The following is a 24,208-nucleotide window of genomic DNA, read 5'->3' on the forward strand; positions in this document are numbered from 1 at the left end:
ATGCAGGAGCATGAGTACAGGGCAAGAGACAAAACCGTAAAGAAAATGAGCCGGGATGGACTGAAGGAGGAAAATCTGCACAGCAGAAAATCCATCCGGGTAAGTAACCGGGAAACAGATGATTTTTTCTGCGCAACACAGGCAGAGGATATGGAAGATTTTTCAAAGCGGGGAGAAAGGGCGGAAGATACGAAGTCTGCGAAAAAGAAGCTGTATTCGGAAAAAGCAGGCAGAACAGAAGCTGCGGAAACAGTCGGGCAGGACATGGAGGAAAGTGGAAAAAAACGGGCGGCTTCCAGAAAAATGCGGATACCGGAATCGGAGAGTGCCAGATGGCAGGAAGAAATAGAGGAAGCAGACAGCAATACAGGGGAACGTTTGTCTGATTATTCTTCCCGTGTGGAAAGTATCAGGGGGCATCCGTCCGGGGCGAGGGAATATGCAGAAGCTGCTGCATGGACAAGCCATAGCCGAAAAAAACAGCAGGTGCAGTCCTATGTCCGAAGAGAAAGGGCAGAAAAAACGGCAGAAGAAAAACAGACGGCTCAGAAAGAAAAAGAATCTTCCCGTTTTCGTAAGAACCAGGAAACAGCGGAGCAGTCGATGGAAGGGTTCCGTGAGGAAATCAAGGGAAAGATAAAGCGGGAACAGCTCCATAAAGAACAGAAGAAACAGGCAGGAAGACTTTCTTTTGGGGATGAAAGCAGCGGGATGATACAGGGAGCCGGAATTGGGATGGCAAAGAAGGCTGTTTCAGCAGGTACTGTTGCTGCATCTGCTTATGTTCATGGGAAGAGTCACGAAGCAGAACAGGAAAATGCGGCAGTGGAAGGGGCACATAAAGCGGAACTGTTGGGAGAAAAGACTGTCCGATATGCCGTTTCCCGGTCAAGCCGCAGACTGCAGGAATCCCTGCACACGGAACGGCAGGCAGAAAAAACAGCGGAAGCGGGCCGCCTGCAGTTTGAGGCGATGAAAAAAAGCGGAAAAGAAGTGGGGAAACACGCTGCCGAGGTGGAACAGTCAAAGAAGAATGCTATTTTACGCTTCTGGCAGAAAAGGCGTTACAAACAGGCTTATGCTGCGGCGAAGGAAGGGAAAAAAGCAACGGAGGATACCATCCGGGTTACAGAAACCATTGCGGTCAAAGCAAAGAAGGTACTGCAGGAGATTCTTTGCAGGAACCGGGCAATTTTCGCAGGTATAGGTGTCTGCGTATTGTTGTTCGCAGTGATGGCAGCCTCACTCAGCAGCTGCAGCGCCAGCATTCAGGGCGGCAGTACCACAATTATTTCTACCACCTATGCCAGCGAGGATGAAGATATTTATGCGGCAGAAAATGCTTATGCACAGCTTGAAGCGGCATTGAATAATCAGATTAACAGCATGGAAGCCACACATCCAGAATATGAGGAATACCGCTATCAGGTAGACGAAATCAGCCATAATCCATACCACCTTATCTCCTACCTGACAGTTAAATACGGGGATTTTACATATGCACAGGTGGCTTCGGAGATTGAAGAAATCTTCCGGGAACAGTACAGCATACATACGGAGAGTGTGCGTGAAACAGTGACAGAAACACAGACGGTACGGGTTGGGGAATCACTGGGACAGGTAGTAACCAGTGGATATTGCAACTGTCCGATCTGCTGCGGCGTCTGGTCCGGCGGATCGACAGCCAGCGGAGCCATGCCGCAGGCAAACCACACGATTGCGGTAGACGCTTCCAATCCTTTTGTACCTCTGGGCACGAAGATTGTGATGAATGGTGTGGAGTATGTTGTAGAAGATACAGGCGCTTTTGACCAGTACGGGGTGCAGTTCGATGTTTATTATGGAGACCATGCAGCCGCTTCTGCACACGGACATCAGACATGGGAAGCATACATAGCAGATGACAATGGAAGTCAGGAAGTGGAAGTGACCAGTACCAGAGAGGTAAACAGGCTGGAAACAGTGCTGACAAACCATAATCTGGATACTGTGCTCAGAAACAGAATGAATGACGAGGAAGAACAGCGGTATGATTATTACAATCTGACATATGGGAACCGTGATTATCTGTTTGATGTAAATACGCTGCCCAGTGGCGGAGGTTCCGGTGGTTTTGGCTATGAAATTCCGGCAGAGGCATTGTCAGATGAAAAATTTGCAAACATGATCCATGAAGCAGAAAAATATCTGGGATACCCGTATGTGTGGGGCGGCGCTTCGCCCAGTACCAGTTTTGACTGTTCCGGATTTGTCAGTTGGGTAATCAATAACTGCGGAAACGGCTGGAATGTAGGAAGGCAGACGGCAGACGGGCTTCGTTCCTGCTGTGCATATGTATCGCCGTCCGAAGCAAAACCGGGAGATCTGATTTTCTTTCAGGGTACTTACAATACGCCGGGAGCCAGTCATGTGGGAATCTATGTAGGAGACAACATGATGATCCACTGCGGCAATCCCATCCAGTATGCGAATATCAGTTCTGCATATTGGCAGGAACATTTCATGGCGTTTGGAAGAATCCAGTAGGAGGTTAAGAAAGTGAATATGAAATTAAAAAAGGTTCTGGATGAAATCCAGAAAACAGAGGAAAGAATTACCGAGTGGCAGGAACATTTAAGGGAACTGAATATCCGAAAAAAGCAGTTGGAGGATGCGGAGATTATTAAAAGTATCCGTTCCATGAAATTAAACAGCCGGGAACTTCTGGTAGTATTGGACAAAATCCAGAATGGAACGGCTGTTTTTCCGTATCTGACGGAAGAAACTACTGTGCCGGATACAAAAAAAGAAGAGGATTGGAAGGATATTGCAGAAGAAAGAAAACTGCCGGGACATAGGGCAGAAGAAAAGGAGGATGAACATCGTGAGAATGAAAATTAAAAAGTGGCTGGCAGCGTTTACAGTGGCGGCAGGGATGGTCTTGCCTGCCACGACTGCCTTTGCCTTTACGGATGAAGCGGCTCAGCAGGCGGTGGAAGCACCTGCGCCAACAGAGACGCCAGTACAGGAGGAAGAACCGCCGAAGACAGAGGAAACACCTTTTTCTGTTCCGGGGAACGGAAGTCTGGCAGATGATAAATCAGGGGACAGCACAAAAGAGTTCCTTACGGTACAGACAAAGAACGGCAATACGTTTTTTCTTGTGTTGGACCGTTCCAGTAACAAAGAAAACGTATATATGCTTTCCATGATTGATGAGGATGATCTGGCAGAGTTTGTTACGGAAACAAAGAAACAGGAAACAGAACAGCCAACAGTCATTACACCACAGCCGGAGACAAAACCTGCAGTTGAGGAAACGGAAAAGGAGCCGGAAAAAGAAAGTAAAGAGACTAATACCGGGGCGTTGCTTGCCATTGCGCTGCTTGCCGTAGCAGGATGCGGTGGTGTTTATTATTTTAAGGTTGTAAAGCCTAAAAAAGAGGAAGAGGATGCCGGAGATGAGGATTTGGAATTTTATGAAGGAGATTACATCAACGAAGATTCTGAAAACCACATGGACGAGGATGACACAGAAGAATAAAAAACAAAGTTAAGGATGGATAGGAAAAGGGCAGCCGAAAAGAAAACGGCTGTCCTTTTTTGGAAAGGAGAATGGAATGTATTTAGTGATTGGAGAGAAACCCAGTGTATCTCAGACATTGGCGAAAGTATTGGGAGCAGGAAAAAGACAGGATGGTTATCTGTCAGGTGCAGACTGTATCGTTAGCTGGTGTCTCGGACATCTGGCGGAATACGTGTCCCCGGAGGTATATGACAGCCGCTATGAGAAATGGGAGTTTTCACAGCTTCCTATTTTACCGGAACATTGGCAGCTTGCGGTGGCAAGGGATAAGAAAAAACAATTTGAGGTATTGAAAAAACTGCTGAACCGTCCGGATTTAGAGTATGTGGTGAATGCCTGTGATGCCGGAAGGGAAGGGGAACTGATTTTTAAGCGTGTTTATGACTTGTCCGGAAGCAGGCTTCCCGTAAAAAGACTGTGGATCAGTTCGATGGAGGATGGTGCAGTTCGTGACGGATTTGCTCATTTAAAGGACGGCAGGGAGTATGGGAATCTCTGTGAAGCTGCTGTGTGCAGGGCAAAGGCGGACTGGCTTATCGGCATGAATGCAACCAGAGCCTTTACAACGAAATATTATAAACGTCTGGTGATCGGAAGAGTCCAGACGCCAACGCTTGCCATGCTGGTGGAACGGCAGGAAAAAATAGATACTTTTGTAAAAGAACCTTTTTACAAAGTTACGCTTACAGGAGATGGATTTACTGCGGTATCTGAAAATTTTAAGGAAGAGACAGAAGCAAGGAGACTGGCAGAGAGCTGTCAGGGAGAAAAGGCGGTAATTGTAAAGGTAGAAAAGAAGCAGAAGAAAACGATGCCGCCGAAACTCTATGACCTTACGACATTACAGAGGGAGGCAAACCGATTCTTTGGGTACACAGCACAGGAAACATTACAGGAGCTTCAGGAACTTTATGAGGACAAGCTGGTAACTTATCCCCGTACAGACAGCCAGTATATTACGGAAGATATGGAACAGTCAACGATGGAACTCTTGGAGGTGCTGCCGGAGATACTGCCCTTTTTAGAGGGGAATATGGGATACGATGTAGGCAGAATTATCAATAATGACAAGGTTTCTGACCACCATGCACTGCTTCCTACAAAGGAATCGGTCAAAAAAGGATTCTCACAGCTTACGGAAAAACAGAGGAACCTATATTGTATGATCGGACAGCGTCTTGCTCAGGCAGTTTCCAAAGAATGTACATATGAAGAAACACAGATTACGGTACAGTGTGCGGGACATGAATTTATGGCAAAAGGAAAGCGTATGACAGAACCTGGATTTTGGAAAATTGCCACCGGGTTTAGGGCATCCCTGAAAAAATCAGGAGAGGAAGAAACGGATACAAATAAAGAGGAATTATTGGAAGAGAATCTACAGGAGGGGATGGAGTTTTCCCGTATACAGGCGGAGGCAGACAGACATTTTACATCACCTCCGAAAGCATTTACGGAAGATACTCTGTTAATGGCAATGGAGACTGCAGGAAACAAAGAGTTTGATGCAGAAACAGAGAAAAAAGGGCTTGGCACACCTGCCACAAGAGCTGCTGTTATCGAAAAGCTGGTGTCTTCCGGTTATGCCCTCCGCAAAGGAAAACAGATACTTCCAACAGTGGATGGAAAAGCATTGACGGCAGTGATTCCAACGTATCTGAAATCTGCCGCCATGACAGCAGAATGGGAGAACCGCCTGCTTTTGATAGAAAGAGGGCAGCTTGATGGCAAAGAGTTTCTGGAAGGGGTTACAGAACTTGTAAAAACTGTCATGGAGGGATGTAAAGAAATACCGGAGGAAGAACTGCAGCGATTCCATCCGAGGGAACAGATTGGCATCTGCCCGCTTTGCGGCAGCCCGGTATATGAGGGAAAACAGAATTTTTACTGTTCCAGCCGGGAGTGTTCCTTTGCCTTGTGGAAAGAAAACCATTATCTTTCCGGTATGAGAAAACAGCTTGACAAAAAGATGGCAGTGGAGCTTTTGACAGGTGGGCGTACCCATGCAGATGATTTTTATTCCCGTAAAACAGGAAAATTATTTTCTGCGGATTTATTGTTGGATACCAGTGAGGGAAGGGTGGCTTTCCAGATGGAGTTTCCTAAAAAAAGAGGCAGAAAATACAAAGGAAAAGTGTAAGCATGGAAATGGAATAGAAAAGAAAGAGGTGGATTATCATGGCAAGATTGCAGGAGATAAGGGGACTGGCGGAATACACGGCAAAGGATGTGAGCAGTTCACCGAAGGATTGGATGAAGTATCTGGATACGGCGGCAAAGCTGTACCGCTATCCGTTCTCGGATACACTTCTGATCCATGCCCAGCGTCCGGATGCAACCGCCTGTGTGTCACTGGAAGCATGGAATCAGAGGATGGGTCGATGGGTAAATCGTGGGGCGAAAGGAATCGCCCTGATAGATGACACAGGACCGAGACGGCAGCTTCGTTATGTATTTGATGTTTCAGACACACACATGGTAAAAGGCGGAAGGACACCGAATTTGTGGCAGCTCCAGAAAGAACAGGAGGAGGCGGTGCTAGACCATCTGGCAGATGCCTATGGGCTTGAAGGGGGAGATACGGAAAGCCTTTCCAATGCACTGATGGCAGTAGCTTCTTATATGGCAGAGGAGAATCTGGAGGAAGCGATGGAGGGGCTGCAGTATGAGATTGAGGACAGTTTCCTGTATGGACTGGACGAGGACAGTATCCGTGTCATGTTCCGGGAACTGTATTCAAACAGTGCTTTTTATATTTTATCACGCCGATGTGGTATTGACCCAATGGAATATCTGGAGGAGGAACATTTTTTCGGGATTACGGATTTTAACCGACTTTCGGTTTTATCATTTCTTGGAAATGCAGTCAGTCAGCTTGTGGAGCCTATACTTATGGATATTGGGAAAACCATACGAAAAATCCAAATGGAAGAACAGGAAAAAACGGTTGCAGATCAAAACTACATCGGCTATAATGAATTTAACACGTTAATTCGCAAAAGTAAGAGCAAAGGAGAGATAGAACATGGAACTGACCTATCACAGAAAGGGAGATTATCTGTTTCCGAACCTGATAATCAAAGAGGAGACAGTGGCAATCGGGAAATACGGGATGCTTCGGAAGACATTTCTGAAGGAACATCGGAAGAACTGGTATCAGAGTATGATGCTGACCGGGAAACTGGAGAATCATCTGGCACAGACCGAGAAGGCAGCGCAGGAGAGAATGGAAGTACTGATGAAAGGGCTGCTGGAACGTTATCCGGCTCCGGAGAAGGAGAGCGATCCGATGGCATGGACAGCCCATATGAACAGCCTGACAGCGATGGCGGAGGAGAGCATCTTGACGGAATTGGTATACAGTTAAGTGAAGAAACAACAGAACAGGATTTGAGTGAAGCAGAGGAGATAGAAGCCTCTGCTTTTTCTTTGCCTGCACTTCCGACTGCAAAGGAACAGATACGGGAGATTGAGGAACGTATGGCTGCATTATATGCCGGGGAGATTTCCATATCCCCGGATGTGGTGGATGAAGTGCTGCGTGTGGGCGGCAACCGGGAAGGAAGCCAGCTTCGTATCATCTATAATTTTATGATTGAGCAGACACCGGAGGAATATACAGAATTTGTACGCCGGGAATATGGAACAGGCGGAAAGGGACTTGTCATTGACGGTACAGAGTATTCCGTCTGGTTTGATGAGCTGGGAATGCAGGTTGCAGTGGGGCATACGGTAACGGACAGGATTTTGGATAAGGTATTTCTTTCATGGGAAGAGGTAAGCGGGCGTATCCACCAGCTTTTGCGTCAGGGGGAATACGCTCCCCAGGTGGTGCTGGATGCGGCACGTTTGAATGCTTTGGAAGAACATGCGACAGTATTGGCATACATGAAACACGATATGGCGGAAGGCGTAGCAGAGATTGTGTTTGGTGACACAGAGATTTTTCATCATGGATTCCCGGATACGGTAAAAAACCTCAGTGAACTGCTGGCACAGCCGGAATATCTGTCGGAAATAAACGAGCGCCTGGAGGGCGCAGCATTGGCCTATGCGGAGGACAAAGACATCATGCGTTTTCATTTCTACCGTCCGGATAAGGTATCGGCACAGTTTAAAAAATTTGCAAAAGAGGCAGTGCCATTTGGCGCAAGAGACGGATTTGCATGGGAGGAACATCCGCTGTTTATTACACAGGATGAGATAGATTCGTTTCTTGCCCGTGGCGGTTCCTATTCAGATGGAAGGTTGAGTACCTATGCTTTTTATCTCCAGAATAAAACGGAAAAGGAAATGGCAGATTTTTTAAAGGAACGGTACGGGACAGGCGGATGCAGTCATGCACTTGACGGTGCGGATGATTCTCATGCGGACTATAACGGAAAAGGATTAAAGCTGGCGAGGGGAAGTTTTGGAAACCCGGATACGCAGGTACTATTGAAATGGCCGCAGGTAGCGAAGAGGGTAACGTATCTGATTGAAAATGATAAATTTCTAAAAGCTGCAGATTATTCCAGAATGCCGGGATACGAACGGGAACAGATGGTAAACCGTATCCTTAGTTTTTATGCCCGTCTGCCAAAAGAAACAGAACGTCCGTTTACAGATGATTTTTTCCATGATGACGCAAGAATTGAACTGGCTGCAGCACTGGAAGATACGGAAACAGCAGCAGAATTAGTGGAAAAGATGGATGCCGCCCTTGCATCCTTACCACTGGATTTTGAAGGCTATGAAGCAAAGGTACAGTTCCTTGTGGACTTACATGGATATGTGGAGGGGACGTATACCATCTTCCCGGAACGTGTGCAGGAAACAGCGGTGGAAAATGGAAAGCAGTTGTCTTTGTTTGATTGGATGGAATCTGATATACAGGATAAAGAAGAAAAAAAAGAGCCATTAGAGAAAGAAGCAGAGCAGGAGAAAGTTGTACCGGAGACAGTAGAAGGGACAGAAAAAGCAGAGGAAATCCCATTTCAGGAGCCGACAAAACAGCAAAAGGCGGAAGCAGTGGAACATGCGGACACAGCACAGGAAACCATCAGACCGGAACTGATTAATTTCCGTATTACGGATGAACACTTGGGGGAAGGCGGACCGAAGCAGAAATTTCGTGCCAATATGGAAGCGGTGAAGTTACTGCATGAACTGGAACTTGAAAACCGTCTGGCAACTCCGCAGGAACAGGAAATTTTATCCCGTTATGTAGGATGGGGCGGACTTTCACAGGCGTTTGAGGAAGGAAACAATCAGTGGGCAGGGGAATTTACGGAATTATATTCAGAACTGTCTCCAGAAGAATACCGGGCGGCGAGGGCTTCTACCTTAAATGCTTTTTATACATCTCCGGTTGTGATCCATGCCATGTATGAAGCACTTTCCAATATGGGGCTGGAATCAGGAAACGTACTGGAACCATCCTGTGGTGTTGGAAATTTCATGGGACTTGTACCAAAGAGCATGGAAGATTTGAAAATGTATGGGGTGGAACTGGACAGCATTTCAGGGAGGATAGCAAAACAGCTTTACCAGAAAAATAATATTTCTGTGCAGGGATTTGAAACGGCGCAGTACCCAGACAGCTTCTTTGACTGTGTGATTGGCAATGTGCCATTTGGAAGCTATAAAGTAGCTGACCGAAAGTACGACCGCCACAATTTTATGATACACGATTATTTCATTGCAAAATCCCTTGACCTTGTTCGTCCGGGCGGTGTTGTGGCAGTGGTCACTTCCAGCGGCACACTGGATAAGCAGAACCCGGCTGTCCGTCAGTATATTGCCAATCGTGCTGACTTACTTGGAGCCATCCGTCTGCCGGATAATGCTTTCCGAAAGAATGCAGGGACAGATGTGGTGTCAGATATTTTGTTTCTCCAGAAAAGAGATTGTGCATCTTTGGAACAGCCGGAATGGGTACAGCTTGATACAACACCGGAAGGATATAGGATGAATGCCTACTTTGTCCGTCATCCGGAAATGGTGTTAGGGGAACTTTCTGTAGAAAGTACACAGTACGGAAAACAGGAAGTGACAGTAAAACCCATTGAAGGGATGGAACTTGCGGTACAGTTAAAAGAGGCGATAAGCCATATACAGGGAGAGATTACGGAGAATACACTGGACGATTTTGAACTGACAGAAACAGACCGTTCCATTCCGGCAGACCCGGCGGTAAGGAATTTCAGTTTTACAAATGTAGACGGGAAAGTATATTACCGGGAAAACTCAAAGATGAATCCGGTGGAACTGCCAGCTTTGACAGCGGAACGTGTACTTGGGATGATTGAGCTGAGAAATGTGACACAGGAACTTATCCAGTGTCAGATGGAGGATGGCAGTGATGAAGAGATAGCTCTTCTGCAGAAAAAATTGAATCAGCAGTATGACCGTTTTTCTTCCCGGTATGGGTTGATCAGCAGTACGGCAAACCGCAGGGCATTTTCGCAGGACAGCAGCTATTGTCTGCTGGCATCTCTGGAATATCTGGATGAGGAAGGAAAGCTGAAGCGTAAAGCAGATATTTTCAGCAAGCGTACCATCCGCAGGGCAGAACCAGTGACCAGTGTGGATACCGCCAGTGAAGCCCTTGCCGTATCCATCGGGGAACGTGCAAAAGTGGATTTGCCGTTTATGGCAGAATTATCGGGAAAAACAGAGGAACAAATCACGGAAGAACTGGCAGGCGCAATTTTCCGGAATCCACTGACAGACAAGTGGGAAACCTCGGATGAATATTTGTCCGGAAATGTACGTGAAAAGCTGGGGATTGCAGAGAGATTTGCCGAAAACCATCCGGAGTATGAAGGCAATGTGCAGTATCTTAAAAAAGTACAGCCGAAAGACCTGGATGCTTCGGAGATTGAAGTCCGCCTGGGGGCAACCTGGGTTGATACAGAGTATATAACACAGTTTATGGGGGAAACCTTTCATACACCGGGCTATTATCTGGGAAGCAAGATTGATGTCCGGTATGCAGCCGTTAATGGGCAGTGGAACATTACCGGGAAAAATATGGACAACAGGGGTAATGCCCTTGTGCAGTCTACTTATGGAACCCAGAGAGCAAATGCGTACCGTCTCTTAGAGGATGCCTTAAACCTGCGTGATACGAAAATCTACGATATCATTGAGGATGCGGACGGGGAACACAGGGTTTTGAATAAAAAGGAAACCATGCTGGCACAACAGAAACAGGAGATGATAAAGGAAGCCTTTAAAGAGTGGATTTTCCGTGACATAGACCGAAGAGAGGCATTATGCAAAAAGTATAATGAATTATTCAATAGCAGCCGTCCACGTGAATACGATGGAAGCCATATTCAGTTTACGGGTATGACACCGGAAATCACGCTGATGCCGCATCAGAAAAATGCGGTTGCCCACATCTTATATGGAAATAATACACTGCTTGCCCATTGTGTCGGTGCAGGAAAAACTTTCCAGATGATTGCGGCAGGTATGGAAAGCAGAAGGCTTGGATTATCCCAGAAAAATTTATATGTGGTACCGAACCATCTGACAGAACAGTGGGGCAGTGATTTTTTGCGGCTCTATCCGGGGGCAAACGTCCTTGTTGCCACAAAGAAGGATTTTGAACCTGCCAACCGAAAGAAATTCTGTTCCCGGATTGCTACCGGGGATTATGATGCCATTATCATCGGGCACAGCCAGTTTGAACGTATTCCTCTTTCTGTAGAACGTCAGGCGGCAGCGATTGAGAAACAGATTCGTGATATTACTATGGCGATTGAGGATGCAGAAGGGCAGGAGGGAACCCGTTATACAGTCAAGCAGATGGAAAAGACAAGAAAATCCCTGCAGACAAGACTGGATAAATTAAATGACCAGACGAGGAAAGACGATGTGGTGACCTTTGAACAGCTTGGCGTAGACAGGCTCTTTGTGGATGAGAGCCATAATTATAAAAATTTGTTCCTCTACACAAAAATGAGGAACATTGCCGGAATCGCCCAGACGGACGCACAGAAAAGCTCCGATATGTTTATGAAATGCCAGTATTTAGATGAACTGACCGGAGGAAAAGGAGTTACCTTTGCAACGGGGACCCCAGTGTCCAATAGTATGGTTGAACTCTACACCATCATGCGGTATTTACAATATGATACAATCCAGAAAATGGGCCTCGGACATTTTGATTCCTGGGCGGCGGCTTTTGGGGAGACGGTTACGGCGATTGAACTTTCGCCGGAAGGGACGGGCTATCGTGCGAAAACACGGTTTGCCCGGTTTTTTAATCTTCCGGAATTGATTTCTCTTTTTAAAGAAAGTGCAGATATCCAGACTGCGGATATGCTGAATCTGCCTGTACCAGAAGCGGAATATATCAATGAGGTGCTAAAACCCAGCGAGATACAGCAGGATATGGTCAGTGCATTTGCCGACAGGGCAGAGGCGGTTAGAAGCGGTTTGGTAGAGCCAACAGTGGATAACATGCTGAAAATTACCAATGATGGAAGAAAGTGTGCGTTAGACCAGCGGCTGTTAAACGACATGCTGCCGGATGAAGCGGACAGCAAGGTAAACCGTTGCGCAAAAAATGCATATGACATATGGGAAGAAACGGCAGAAAAGAAATCAACGCAGCTTATCTTTTGCGATTGTGTAGCGATACGTTGCTACAAATAAACTATAAATGGGGCTTATGCCCTGTGAGGAGGTAAAAGTAGCGGAGAAAACAGAGTTTTCTCTAACTGATATTCTGAAGAGTGGAATGAAGGAGTAACGCCCAGAAACGCTCACCTAATACTACGTTGGAGGCAAAGGAGTGCAATATCCTGAGCTGACACAGCACGTTGAAGTCGGCTGAGAACCGCCCAAACAAGCAATATGCTGTTGTGGAAAGCTGTCCAGAGGTGGATGGTGCGGTCTATAGGTCGGGGGTCTATAAAATTCTCATGGCAAGAATGTGGCTGACTACCACTGACAAAAACCCGAATGAAAGTGTCAAGAAGAAAGAACGGTAGAAATGCCGTTGCCACGAAAGTGGTGTGTGTGAGGTCGAGTAAGGCGGTCGCAATGAAAGACCTTGCGGTGTTACAGGCATCGCCAAGCACACTGGCAAAAAGGGCAGCCTAAAAGAATTATGCAAAGATAAGAATATCGGAACGTAGAAAGTCCTAGATGTGGAGCGATTGCACGCTGTGAAGCATGAAAAGGAAAACCATGTCACTATTCGAGGGGTGTGGTATAACTTTTCTTAATCTGGGAGGAAAGAGCAGCCATGGTACCGTGTCCGTTAGCGATAACAGGATTTAGAAACCGTGAAAAAAGTAAGCGGTGGAGGGACGGGCTGTAGTCAAGAATGTGATGAATAAAACGAAAGGAGCATTATTAACAGACATTATAGGTTCGAGTAGGACTAAGAAAGGCGAATCCGAAAGGAGTGAGCCGACTATGACAACAGAAAAACGGGCTTTGAAGAAAGCAAAGCTAAGACATGCAGAATACTATGATTTTCAGGATATTCAGGACAGGTTATACAGGGATAGCAAGGATGGAAAAGAATTTTGCAATCTCATAGAAGTAATCACCATGCCAGAAAATATCCGTATGGCGTATAGAAATTTGAAGAAAAACCATGGAAGTCATACACCAGGAACAGATAAAAAGACAATCAATGATATTGAAAAGTTGTCTGACGAGCAGTTAATAGGCAAGATACAGGAAAAATTCAGATGGTACAGACCGCAGAGTGTCCGTAGAGTGGAAATACCAAAAGGCAATGGAAAAGTTCGCCCGCTAGGTATTCCGACAATAATGGACAGGCTGGTGCAACAGTGCGTGTTACAGGTATTAGAGCCTATTTGTGAAGCGAAATTTCATGAACACAGTTATGGCTTTAGACCAAACCGAAGTACAGGAAATGCTATCGCACAAACTTATAAAAATATGCAGATGAGTCATTTGCATTATGTTGTAGATATAGACATCAAAGGATTCTTTGATAACGTGAATCACGGAAAGTTGTTAAAGCAACTCTGGACTCTAGGAATCAGGGATAAGAAATTAATCTCTATTATCTCAACGATGTTAAAAGCGGAAGTTGCGGGGATTGGCTTTCCAGAGAAAGGAACACCACAAGGAGGAATTATTTCCCCATTACTGTCAAACGTGGTATTGAATGAACTGGACTGGTGGCTTGCCAGTCAATGGGAGGAATTTCCTACACAATATCCATTCAATGACCGACGAAATCCCAACGGCAGTCCAGCAAGGGGAAATAAATTTGCTTCATTGCGAAGAAGCGGTTTAAAAGAGATAACTTGTGTCAGATATGCCGATGATTTTAAAATTTTCACGAACGATTATCAAAATGCAGTAAAACTGTTCCATGCAACAAAAGGTTGGTTGAAAGACCGACTTGGGCTAGATATTAGCCCAGAGAAATCAAAGATTGTTAATCTTAAAGAAAAATATTCGGAGTTCCTTGGTTTTAAAATGAAGGTGATTCCCCGTGGTAAACGCAAGAATAAAGCGAATATAGGAGAACCACGATATGTAGTACAAAGCCATGTCAGAGAAAAATCAATAGAAAAGATAAGAAAGGAATTGAAAAAACTGATTTATGCAATCGAGTATCCGCCCAATAAGGCGCATTGCATTTATACCGAAGTAAGTAGGTACAACTCGTTTGTGTTGGGAGTTCATGCTTATTATAGTATGGCTACCAAGGTCAGTGCAGATTTCAGACCAATCGCCTTTTCTGTCCAAAAGAGCCTTAAAGCAAGGTTAAGACAGCGAATAAAAACCGCTAAAGAAGTCAGGAAAAACAAAAAACCGATTCATATCACCAATGTTATCCGTGATAAATATGGGAAAAGTGACCAAATGAGATATGTAAATGACCTCGCACTTGCCCCGATAGGATATGTACGGCATTCTCACCCAATTCAAAAAGCGTATGGGGCAAACTCATACACGAAGAATGGCAGAGAATTAGTACACAAAAAGTTAGAAGGAATTGATATGGCAGTTTTGCACGATTTGATGAGAAATCCTATTGAAGGAGAATCCATTGAATTTAATGATAACAGACTGTCGCTGTACTCAGCACAAAAAGGAAAGTGTGCGGTCACAGGAAACCAGATGGATGCGGATGATGTGGTATGTATCAGAAAAACTCCAAAAGAGCAAGGAGGCACTGATAAATACAGCAATCTCCTACTTGTTTGTAGGAATATCCAGAAACTGTTGTATATCAAAAATCCAGATACTTTTATTGCAGAAATGGAGAAGTTAAATCTTGACTTGAAACGGACTGAAAAGCTGTTGAAACTCAGAAGCCTTACTTTTGTTGAGAGCTGTTAAACTGCTAATTTATCCATTCTTGATGGCAAGCCGTGTGAGCTGAAAGGTTCATGCACGGTTTAGAGTGGGGGAAAAGGGGGAGATAATATCAAACTCTTACCTATCACTATTGTCCACGCCGAAGAATGACGGGACATTCAATGTATATGATGACATTCGTGAAAAACTGGTGGAAAAAGGAATACCGAGGGAGGAAATTGCATTTATCCATGAAGCGGGCACAGAAGCAAAAAAAGCGGAATTGTTTGCAAAGGTACGTGCCGGACAGGTGCGTATCCTGCTTGGTTCCACGCCGAAATTAGGAGCAGGGACGAATATACAGGACAGGCTTATTGCCCTGCATCATTTAGACTGCCCTTGGAAACCTTCGGATCTGGAACAGCAGGAGGGACGTATCCTTCGTCAGGGTAACCAGAATGAGAAGGTAAAGATATTCCGTTATGTTACGGAAAATACATTTGATGCTTATATGTGGCAGATTTTGGAGAACAAGCAGAAATTTATCAGCCAGATCATGACAAGCAAATCCCCTGTGCGTGCCTGTGAGGATGTGGATGATGCGGCGCTTTCTTATGCGGAAATTAAGGCACTTGCAACAGGAAATCCGTATATCCGTGAAAAAATGGATTTGGATATTCAGGTCAGTAAATTAAAACTGATGAAAGCGAACCATACCAGCCAGAAATACCATCTGGAGACAGACATTGCTAAAAATTATCCGGTACAGATTGCCGCACAAAAAGAGCAGATTGCAGGGCTTCGGGCGGACAGGGAGGCAGTAAAGCCGATTCTGGAAGAGAAGGAAAAAGACAATTTTTCAATGATGATTGGAGGAAAGACGTACACAGACAGGAAGGAGGCAGGAACCGCAATCCTTGCTGCCTGTGCCGGGTTAAAAGCAGTAAAAAGCAATGGGCAGATTGGGGAATTTCATGGCTTTTCCTTAAATGCATCTTATGACAGCTTTTACCAGACCTATAAACTGACAATAAAACGGCAGTGCAGTTATCAGATTGAGATTGGAAAGGATGTTCTGGGCAACCTGCAGCGTATTAGTAATGCCCTGACCGGGATAGAAAAACGTCTGACAGAAGCAGAACAGAAAATGGAGAATCTGTTAAGTCAGCTTGCCACAGCACAGGAGGAGGTGGAAAAGCCATTTCCGAAAGAGGCGGAACTGACAGAAAAAATGGAACGTCTGGCAGAATTAAATTCCCTGCTGAACATGGATGAAAAAGGAACATCCGAAGCACTTGGCATGGGGGAAGATATAGCGGCGGTGGCAGATAGTCCGAGATGTGCAGTCACGATGGCAGGGAGGGTATCAGAGCTTTCCCATACCGCAGACAGTGTACAGAAACCGTCAGTGCTTGGAAAGCTGAAGCAGGCACAAGAACGGCTTTCCCATGAGGCGAAGAATTGGAAACATACCGCAAAGAAAAAAGAACAACAGTTATAAAGAAAATCAAAATAAAGAGCAGAGAATCCCGTCCCGAAAAATCAAATCGGAGACGGGATTTTTGGAAAGGAGATTTATGGCAGAAAAAAGGGAACTGCAGATGAAAGAAATCACAGAACAGCTGGAACAGGGAGTGAAAGAACTGTTTACATCAGAAATGTATACAGAATATCTCCGAACCATGTCCCAATTCCATAATTATAGTTTTAACAATACACTTTTGATTGCCATGCAGAAACCAGACGCCACACTGGTAGCCGGGTATCAGGCATGGCAGAAGAAGTTCAAGCGGCAGGTGCGGCGAGGGGAGAAGGCAATCCAGATTATCGCACCTGCACCTATCCGGGAGAAGCAGGAAGTGGAAAAGATTGATCCGGAAACACAGGAACCTGTGCTGCGGTTTGACGGACAGCCGGAAACAGAAGAGGTGGAAATTGTGATTCCACGGTTTCGTGTGGCCAGTGTCTTTGACATCTCACAGACGGATGGAGAGCCGCTTCCGGAACTGGAGACGCCGGAACTGATGGGGAGTGTCGAAAACTTTAAAGTTTTTATGAAAGCGGTGCAGGAAGTGTCTCCTGTGCCTGTACGTTTCGATGAAATCAGCAGTGGGGCAAAGGGATATTACAGTAATACGGAGAAAGAAATTGTTATCCAAAACGGTATGAGCGAGAGTCAGACAATGAAAACAGGCATCCATGAGGTTACCCATGCGATGCTGCATGACCGGGATTTTATGGAAGAACAGGGAGAGAAAAAGAACCAGATGACAAAGGAAGTAGAAGCGGAAAGTGTTGCCTATACAGTCTGCCAGTATTTTGGTTTGGATACTTCGGATTATTCTTTTCCTTACATTGCCGGATGGAGCAGCAGCATGGATATGAAAGAGCTGCGTACCTCGATGGATACGATACGGAAAACGGCAGGTTCTTTTATTGACAGCATGACAGAAGTGATACAGCGGCTTATGCGGGAACAACCGGAACTGTCACTGTCTGCCATGAAGCAGGCAGAAATACTGATAGACAGGGTAGAACAGGAACGGACACTTTTTAGCGGCGAAGAGAGAAATCTGCTGGTCAATTATGCGTATAAGTTTGACAATGCAGAGGAAACGGAGAAACTTATCCGAAAACTGGCGGAGGCAAAGGCGATTCCAGATCTTCGTTCCGCCACAGAAATCTGCCGGGATATACAAAAAGAAATCGAGTTTCTCCCTGATGGCATGGTGGGAATGACGGAACTGCATCGTTATGGCTATCAGAATGAGGGAATGCTTCCGGTTGAAAGGGAGAGGGCACATGAATTGTTTCAGGAAGGTTTTGAGATATTCGCCCTGTATCCGGATGATACGGAGGCAATGCTGGATGATGAAGGAGAACTTGATACGCATGACGGTCTTTTCGGGATAGAAAAGGCAGTGTGGGAGAAGTACCACAGGAGGGAAGCAGTCAGAGAAGAAAGCGGAATGCCGGAAAAGGAACAAAAGTATCAGGAAGTAGAATTGTTTGATGTCCCGGCACTTTTTATAAATGAACGTGTAGCCGGGGAAGCTGTCCCGGAGGGATTGCACCGCTATGAACTACGAGGGGCAGATTATGATCCCGGTTATCCGCTTACCATAGAAAAACAGGTAATGGTCAATCATGCCGCAACCATTCTCACAGCAGTTCCGCTTTCCCTCCCAGAACAGGGATATTTCCGGCTTGGAGATGAACTGAATTTCACAGGCGAGATGGTGACACTTGCGGAGTATCAGGAAAAAATGAATGCCATAGACCTGAACATAGAACAGGAAAAAATGGAAAATGCCATCGGACGGGCAAATGAAAATCTATATCTGTCCGGTAAGGAAGAGCGGTATGCCATTTATCAGCTTGGTGATTCTGAAAAAGGAAGAGATTACCGTTTTATGGGAATGGATTTTGTGACTGCCCATAATTTAAAAATAAATGCAGAAGATTACCGTCTGGTCTATGGAGGAAAGCTGTCAGAAGGAGAAACTCTAGAGGGACTGTATGAACGGTTTAATATCAACCATCCGGCAGGATATGAGGGACATTCACTTTCTGTCAGTGATGTAGTTGTTTTGACAAACGGGGGCAGTGCAAAGGCATATTATGTGGACAGTATGGGATTTGCAGAATTACCGGACTTTATCCTGCAGCGTCAGCATGAAGTAAAAATGAACCATAAAAGAGAAGATTCCGCTGTAACACTGGATACTTCCGGAATTGAGATTGAGCAGCATGACGGTCTTTGGCATACCGCTGATGTACGGGAAATCAAGGATGAGATATTTTATCTTATGAAAAACAATGAATATGGTGATTCGGTTGCGGCTGTCATTGTCAATGCAGACGGCGAACTGGTGGCGCAGGAATTGGAGAATGGTTTTGATAAGGGTGCAATGGAAGCAATTCAGGAGTATCTTGCGGAAAAAGGGATGACGTGGGAACCGGAACACCCGGAGAGCGAACAGGGTACATCTTTGGAGAAAAATTATCCGCCCGTTTATCCTCACACATTATCCTATGCGATGGAACATGGCGCTGCGGATGATTATCTGGATTCCAGAAAGCTGAATTTAGACTGTAAAAATGCCATTGAAGAAGCAATTAAGGAAAATTTTGATGGGATGCATCTTGCACAGGAAACTGCAGAAAAGGTATTGGAGGCATATGGTGCAGAGAGAATTTCCTTTGTGCTTGCAAACACGATACAGAAGCATTCTTATGACGGCAGATATTCCAGAGACAATAAAGCATGGGCAGAAACGATTCAAATACCGGAGAATGTCAGCAGGGGAACAGACTTGAATGCAGATTATATTGTAAACAGCCATCCGGCAGTATTGGATGGATTTGTAAATTTGTTCCGTAAAGCAGGGCAGGAGATGAACCATGAACAGGAAATGGGACAAAATGATATATGGAATCTTTCTGGTCAGGAGACAGAACTTGCATATCAGGCGGAAGACCGATTTTTGTTTATCCAGGATACAGAAGGCGGTTATGATTATACATTTTATGGTATGGATTACCGGGAGATAGACGGCGGCATTTATGAGGACAGCGATGATATGACAATCGAGGAAGCTGCGGGGGATCTTCTTGCAGAAGAGGGTTATGCGCTGGAGGACTGTACACGTATAGACTGTGAAGAACTGCAGGAGAAAACAGAAAAAGCGGCACAGGAAGAGATAGAAGAAGCGAGACATTCCTTATCTGCTTCTGATGGAAAAGAACCGGAACCCAAAATCAGCTTTTATGTGGCAGAGTGTACAGAGTTTCACATTCTTGGAGAATATCATGAAGATTTGAGCCTTCAGGAAGCGGCAGAACTGTACCAGACCATCCCGGCAGACCGGATGAACGGGATCAAAGGGATTGGTTTCCGTCTGGAGGACGGCAGTATCTATGACGGGACATATGAACTGATGACGGCGGGAAAAATGCAGACGGAATTTATTAATGAAATCCCGCATTACCGGGACAGTCCGCTGGTACAGCAGGCTATCGTGGATATGGAGAAAATTTTAGATAAATGGAAAGAGAAGGAACTGACGGAACCGGAAAAAGAAAAGCCTTTGGAGCTGGAGAAAACGGCTGAAAAAGCACCGAAAGCGGACATACAGACAGCCAAGGGTAAAGGGAAGAAACAGTCTGTCTTACAGGCGCTCAGGGAACGGCAGGCGAAGCTGAAAGCGCAGGAGACAGGACAGACAGAACAGAAAACACAGGGACGCAGAAAAGGAGAACCGGAATTATGATGAAAAAATTTGAACAGGATGAATGCCTTCTTATGGCGATTTGTCAGGAGGATACTTGCGAACAGACGAAGGAAGAGATGAAAAAGATACTTCCGTTTTTGAAGCATGATACAGAGATGACTGCTCTTGTAAAGGGGACATTGGAGAAGATGGAACATCTGACAGAGGAGGAATTTTCCAAAATGGATTTAACCCCGTATTTGACAGAACTTTTGGAGGATAAGGAATGGATATAAACCAGTTTGCGGTATATCAGTTAAAAAACGGGCCGGAGACGAGACAGATGCGTTTCCGGTCTTATGAAAAACTGCAGCAAAGCGGGATTCAGGTGCGGTACGAATATTACAGGGAGGTGTATCTTGGCAAAATGCAGCGGCAGGATACTCCCGAAAACATAAGAGAACGCCTGCAAAAGAAAATACCGAAAAGCTTCGACGGTCATTCCCTCAGTGTCAGTGATGTGCTGGTTTTGAACCGAGAGGGCGAGATTACCGCTTACTATGTAGAAAAAGAAGGTTTTACCGTCATTGCAGGTTTTATCCGCATTGGCTCATCCGGGGCGCTGCTTACCTTTGAAACTACGAATTTTCATATTGAAGGCAAAGCAGGAAGCTGGCTGGTGCTGGACACCCTGATTATAGACGGCAGGGAATTTTTTCTTATGGAACATATGGAATACGGCAGGAATGCTGCCTATGTGATACTGGATGCAGAAGGGAAAATTGTGGCGGAGGATAACCGGAACGGCTTTGATGAGAACGCAAAGCAGCAGATCAGAGAGTATCTGCACCCGCCAAAGCCTGTGCAGAAGCCAGAGGAAAAGCCGCCGCTTGAAAACTGGCAGAAGTATATGGAAAATGGGGAATATCTCCGCAGTTCGGAAATCAGTGAAGAACAAAACTACAATATGATTGACGGCAGACGGAACAATATGCCTCCGAAAAAGACCAGGACATCGGTATTGGTAAAGCTGCACCAAAAACAGGCAGAGATTGCAAAACGAAGCGGAAAGGAAGTACCGCAGATGGCAGTGGCGGAAGATATGGAGCGCAGACGGAAATAAAGGTTGTAACGTTTTATAAAAACAGAGAAGGGAAAACCGTTCAACGGATTCCCTTCTCCGGTAAAACTTTGGATATCCGATCCAAAGCTACTTTGTGTTCTTATCATATGTTAATTAAAAATAAAATATGTAGCAAAAAGGAACTCACCCTGAGTCCCTTTCCTTTGAAAATTTGGTAATGTCCCCAACACACCGGAAAGGGATTTCTTTGTACTTATATAGTACATGATTTATTGTTTTGTGTCAATATGGTTTTTTAAATAATCCAGTAATTCGGTTGTATCGCCTGTTTCTTCAAGACCCAAAACAGAATAAATTTCTTTTAATGTATCTTGTGCAGTATTTCGTTCTGCTTTAATTTTGGAAATATATGTAAGTTTATCAGAAAGCTTTTTATTTAAGTCTGCATAGTAACCAATCAGCCCCATTGTTTTTGCAAGAGCTTCGTCAACTTTCTTCATATCACTGGCAGGTAAATCACAGATATATGTACCCAAACGGGATTTACTTACACACATGATATTTGAGGCATTTGCCTGTCCGTCCAGTTTGGTAGTTGTACCATCTGCTTCATATTGTGTGGTAATGACAGCAACACAAGGTAAAGTGCTTGTATCATGTGTAATGGGAATCACGATAGTATTCCCAGATTTTAAATTTCCGATGCTATTTTGTACAATAACAGCAGGTCGTTCTTTTTGCATTTCACTTCCGATCCCCATACCGAAATTGCAACGATATACTTGTCCACGTTTTACAACTCGTCTGCTTGCGTTTACAACCAACGTATCTAAATAGAGCTGTGTTTTGAGCCAGTCTAAAAATCTTTGTACTTTATTCAGATCAATATTCATGTAATTCTATCCTTTTCTCATATTTCTTTCAATCAACATACCATATTATACCTGAATTATCAAGAGCAACTCATTTGAAACAAGGTATCTGAAAGCATTGTATAATTCCAATATTACGTGAGAGTCTGTTCTTTTGTATGAGTTTTTTGGTGAGGATATTCTTTTCCTAGAATAGAATTTATATTAGAACGAACCGTATTCAATTCTTTTTGATAATCTCGATAATATTGATACTGCTCTTGGGCTGACTTTTTCTGTTTTAACAATTCTTCTTTCTTTTCTTTCAGCAATTTCATAGAAGGGAGTTTTATATTGCCGGATTTCTCCTTCAGGAATTTCCGGGCAGTTTCATAAAGTGCAATTTCAGCGGAATGCTCTTTACGGAAAACACCCTTATTTTTACTCTGACAAAATTTAGTATAGATAGCTTTATTCGCAAGGTACTGTCCTGTGTAGTGAAGCTGTTCGTTGATTTCCCGTAAGTCTCTTTCCGTTGATTTTAGATTTTTTCGGAAAGTGTCTGTATGCTCTTTTACAGATGAAAAGGAAGTTTCCAGAGCATCGAGAGAATCGTAACCATGTTCCTGAACATAGGCTACCGTTTTTGCCATTTCTTTCAGATTGGACAGTTTTACTTTTCTGGCGTAGGCGGCATTCTGCTGAGCTTTTACACAGTTTTGCAAATCCGTAACCAAATGTAAATCTGATTTTATAAAAAGAATGGCAAACGCAGTTTCATGTGGAATGGAACTATTTTGAGCAGCATACATTTCCGGTGCAGGTATGGCGGCTTTCGGAACGGGAGTTACAACCTCTTCATCGTGACATTTTACATTATTTCCTATTACCTGCAGAAGATAATTCTTTTCATAATGGGTTCCCAGATTTCTTCCGGTAATCGGTTTAGTACGTTCCGGATGGAGATAACTGAATCGTCCTCTGCTTTCTTTTATAAGTATCCCATACTTTTCAGAAAGAATCTTTTGAAATTCTTCCAGAGTATGCGCTGATGAAACGGCACTATCAATGGAGTCCCGTAAAAATTGTTTCTGTGTCTGGAATTTAGTATTACGGGGAGTGACGCCATCGGCAATCATACGTTGATTTTTCGTATCAAGTTTTTCCTGCCCTTTGCGGTTTGCCCAATATTCTTTTTCAGTAATTTTCCTTTCGGCAGGAGTCAGCAAATCCACCTGATTCAGATTTTTCCGGCGGCACATATCCATCACTTCCTGCTTGAGATGAATCAGATATTTTTTTGTTAGATGATGTTTGTTCCCTGCAAGGGAATCACAGGGACGTTCCATAAAGTCCTGACGTTCTACATCAAATTTCCGCAGGCTGTTGATTACAATATGTACATGAATATTGCCACTTCCATTGTGTCCGTCTGTATGTGTGCAGACGAGAGCCTGATGTCCGGGAAAATTCTTTTTTGCATATTCCAGACCTAACTGTTGGGCACGTTCTCCTGTTAATCCATGCTCATCCTTGTCATTCGGATCAAAGCTGAGAATATAATGGTGCGATTTAATTTCATTATAATTTTGGTTTTTATGGTAAGCTGCATTTAGTTCCATACATTCCGTATCAAAGGTAAAGGGATCACAGTTGATTCCGTCCAGATAATATTCTTCACGAGGCTGCAGATGTCCGTTCTCATCAAGCAGCGGTTTCTTTGTGGATTCATCATATTGAAAAATCAAATACCGCTGTGCCTCTCCGTAATCGGCATTTTTACTTGCTATGTGTTTCAGTATCGCCATGAAAAACTCCTGCCATTTTGGTCACTTTATATTTCATCTCATAAAGTTCGGTAATACACTGGTTAATTGCTGCCCTCATTTCCTGTGAATGGATTCCACCCTGATTAAAATATTTTGCAATCTGGTTCAGGTTACTGCCTATCTTTCCAAATTCAGAAATCAGTTTTTTCAGTTCCGGCACATCAGCCACTACTTCATATTTCATCGTAATACGCTGGTTCATCACTTGCTTACGTGCATATTCCGCTACAGGCAGATTAGCTGTTTGGGCATTTTCTGTGACAATATCATATTCCGTATCATTAAGACGGAGCATGATGTGATGATTTCGTTTCAGTTCCTTTTGCTTTTTTGGTCTTGCCATGTTTTATCCTTTCTCGTGATGGAAACCATCACGC

14 protein-coding genes are annotated in these 24,208 nt (G+C 44.5%); 11 read left to right on the forward strand and 3 right to left on the reverse strand.

The features are described from left to right. From AB5170_RS14960 to AB5170_RS15010, 11 genes are all read left to right on the forward strand, one after another. A complete protein-coding gene (locus tag AB5170_RS14960; protein WP_173770313.1) occupies positions 1-2,526 on the forward strand; it encodes a CD1108 family mobile element protein in 2,526 nt (841 codons plus the stop codon). 18 nt (positions 2,527-2,544) lie between these two features. Then, positions 2,545-2,880, forward strand: coding sequence for a DUF4315 family protein (locus AB5170_RS14965; RefSeq protein ID WP_180006317.1), 336 nt, complete (start codon positions 2,545-2,547; stop codon positions 2,878-2,880). Next, positions 2,870-3,523, forward strand: coding sequence for a CD1107 family mobile element protein (locus tag AB5170_RS14970; RefSeq protein ID WP_226855168.1), 654 nt, complete (start codon positions 2,870-2,872; stop codon positions 3,521-3,523). Before AB5170_RS14965 ends, AB5170_RS14970 begins: the two co-directional genes overlap by 11 nt. Before the next feature lie 76 nt (positions 3,524-3,599). Next, positions 3,600-5,705, forward strand: a complete 2,106-nt coding sequence (locus AB5170_RS14975; RefSeq protein WP_158422708.1) for a type IA DNA topoisomerase — start codon at positions 3,600-3,602, stop codon at positions 5,703-5,705. A gap of 885 nt (positions 5,706-6,590) precedes the next feature. Continuing rightward, a complete protein-coding gene (locus AB5170_RS14980) occupies positions 6,591-6,932 on the forward strand; it encodes a TnpV protein (RefSeq protein ID WP_226855158.1) in 342 nt (113 codons plus the stop codon). Positions 6,933-7,273: 341 nt separating this feature from the next. Next, positions 7,274-12,214: a DEAD/DEAH box helicase family protein gene (locus tag AB5170_RS14985; protein WP_368361584.1), complete on the forward strand. Its 4,941-nt coding sequence runs from the start codon at positions 7,274-7,276 to the stop codon at positions 12,212-12,214. Between the two features lie 768 nt (positions 12,215-12,982). Further along, a complete protein-coding gene (gene ltrA / locus AB5170_RS14990) occupies positions 12,983-14,896 on the forward strand; it encodes a group II intron reverse transcriptase/maturase (RefSeq protein ID WP_368361580.1) in 1,914 nt (637 codons plus the stop codon). A gap of 169 nt (positions 14,897-15,065) precedes the next feature. Beyond that, on the forward strand, positions 15,066-16,355 hold the full coding sequence (locus tag AB5170_RS14995) for a helicase-related protein (RefSeq protein ID WP_368365092.1): 1,290 nt from the start codon (positions 15,066-15,068) through the stop codon (positions 16,353-16,355). Between the two features lie 76 nt (positions 16,356-16,431). Beyond that, positions 16,432-20,127 (forward strand): DUF3849 domain-containing protein, encoded by a 3,696-nt coding sequence (locus AB5170_RS15000; protein WP_243132395.1) that lies wholly within the window; start codon positions 16,432-16,434, stop codon positions 20,125-20,127. Then, positions 20,124-20,363 carry a transposon-transfer assisting family protein gene (locus tag AB5170_RS15005; RefSeq protein ID WP_144167501.1) on the forward strand — a complete coding sequence of 80 codons (240 nt, stop codon included), beginning with the start codon at positions 20,124-20,126 and terminating at the stop codon, positions 20,361-20,363. The genes AB5170_RS15000 and AB5170_RS15005 overlap by 4 nt, the downstream gene beginning before the upstream one ends. Beyond that, positions 20,354-21,190 carry a YodL domain-containing protein gene (locus AB5170_RS15010; RefSeq protein ID WP_144167505.1) on the forward strand — a complete coding sequence of 279 codons (837 nt, stop codon included), beginning with the start codon at positions 20,354-20,356 and terminating at the stop codon, positions 21,188-21,190. The genes AB5170_RS15005 and AB5170_RS15010 overlap by 10 nt, the downstream gene beginning before the upstream one ends. A 230-nt stretch (positions 21,191-21,420) precedes the next feature. On the opposite strand, the gene AB5170_RS15015 is transcribed toward AB5170_RS15010, so the two are convergent. The 3 genes from AB5170_RS15015 to mobC form a co-directional block, all read right to left on the reverse strand. Then, positions 21,421-22,044, reverse strand: coding sequence for a type II toxin-antitoxin system PemK/MazF family toxin (locus tag AB5170_RS15015; RefSeq protein ID WP_144167508.1), 624 nt, complete (start codon positions 22,042-22,044; stop codon positions 21,421-21,423). A gap of 113 nt (positions 22,045-22,157) precedes the next feature. Further along, positions 22,158-23,810, reverse strand: coding sequence for a relaxase/mobilization nuclease domain-containing protein (locus tag AB5170_RS15020; RefSeq protein ID WP_368361582.1), 1,653 nt, complete (start codon positions 23,808-23,810; stop codon positions 22,158-22,160). Continuing rightward, positions 23,782-24,174 (reverse strand): plasmid mobilization relaxosome protein MobC, encoded by a 393-nt coding sequence (mobC, locus tag AB5170_RS15025; protein ID WP_144167512.1) that lies wholly within the window; start codon positions 24,172-24,174, stop codon positions 23,782-23,784. The genes AB5170_RS15020 and mobC overlap by 29 nt, the downstream gene beginning before the upstream one ends. Positions 24,175-24,208: the final 34 nt, after the last annotated feature.

This window comes from Ruminococcus sp. RTP21484sp1_RTP21281st1_A8_RTP21281_210402, from assembly GCF_040914025.1.
Classification (GTDB): domain Bacteria; phylum Bacillota; class Clostridia; order Lachnospirales; family Lachnospiraceae; genus Blautia_A; species Blautia_A faecis.

What these genes read in the sequence shown, in the direction of transcription:
- AB5170_RS14970 (WP_226855168.1), top strand. Translation starts at nt 2,870, where the DNA reads ATGAAAATTAAAAAGTGGCTGGCAGCGTTTACAGTGGCGGCAGGGATG.
- AB5170_RS14965 (WP_180006317.1), top strand. Translation starts at nt 2,545, where the DNA reads ATGAAATTAAAAAAGGTTCTGGATGAAATCCAGAAAACAGAGGAAAGA.
- AB5170_RS14960 (WP_173770313.1), top strand. Translation starts at nt 1, where the DNA reads ATGCAGGAGCATGAGTACAGGGCAAGAGACAAAACCGTAAAGAAAATG.
- AB5170_RS15010 (WP_144167505.1), top strand. Translation starts at nt 20,354, where the DNA reads ATGGATATAAACCAGTTTGCGGTATATCAGTTAAAAAACGGGCCGGAG.
- AB5170_RS15005 (WP_144167501.1), top strand. Translation starts at nt 20,124, where the DNA reads ATGATGAAAAAATTTGAACAGGATGAATGCCTTCTTATGGCGATTTGT.
- AB5170_RS14985 (WP_368361584.1), top strand. Translation starts at nt 7,274, where the DNA reads ATGCAGGTTGCAGTGGGGCATACGGTAACGGACAGGATTTTGGATAAG.
- AB5170_RS15000 (WP_243132395.1), top strand. Translation starts at nt 16,432, where the DNA reads ATGGCAGAAAAAAGGGAACTGCAGATGAAAGAAATCACAGAACAGCTG.
- ltrA (WP_368361580.1), top strand. Translation starts at nt 12,983, where the DNA reads ATGACAACAGAAAAACGGGCTTTGAAGAAAGCAAAGCTAAGACATGCA.
- AB5170_RS15020 (WP_368361582.1), bottom strand. Translation starts at nt 23,810, where the DNA reads ATGGCGATACTGAAACACATAGCAAGTAAAAATGCCGATTACGGAGAG.
- AB5170_RS14980 (WP_226855158.1), top strand. Translation starts at nt 6,591, where the DNA reads ATGGAACTGACCTATCACAGAAAGGGAGATTATCTGTTTCCGAACCTG.
- mobC (WP_144167512.1), bottom strand. Translation starts at nt 24,174, where the DNA reads ATGGCAAGACCAAAAAAGCAAAAGGAACTGAAACGAAATCATCACATC.
- AB5170_RS15015 (WP_144167508.1), bottom strand. Translation starts at nt 22,044, where the DNA reads ATGAATATTGATCTGAATAAAGTACAAAGATTTTTAGACTGGCTCAAA.
- AB5170_RS14975 (WP_158422708.1), top strand. Translation starts at nt 3,600, where the DNA reads ATGTATTTAGTGATTGGAGAGAAACCCAGTGTATCTCAGACATTGGCG.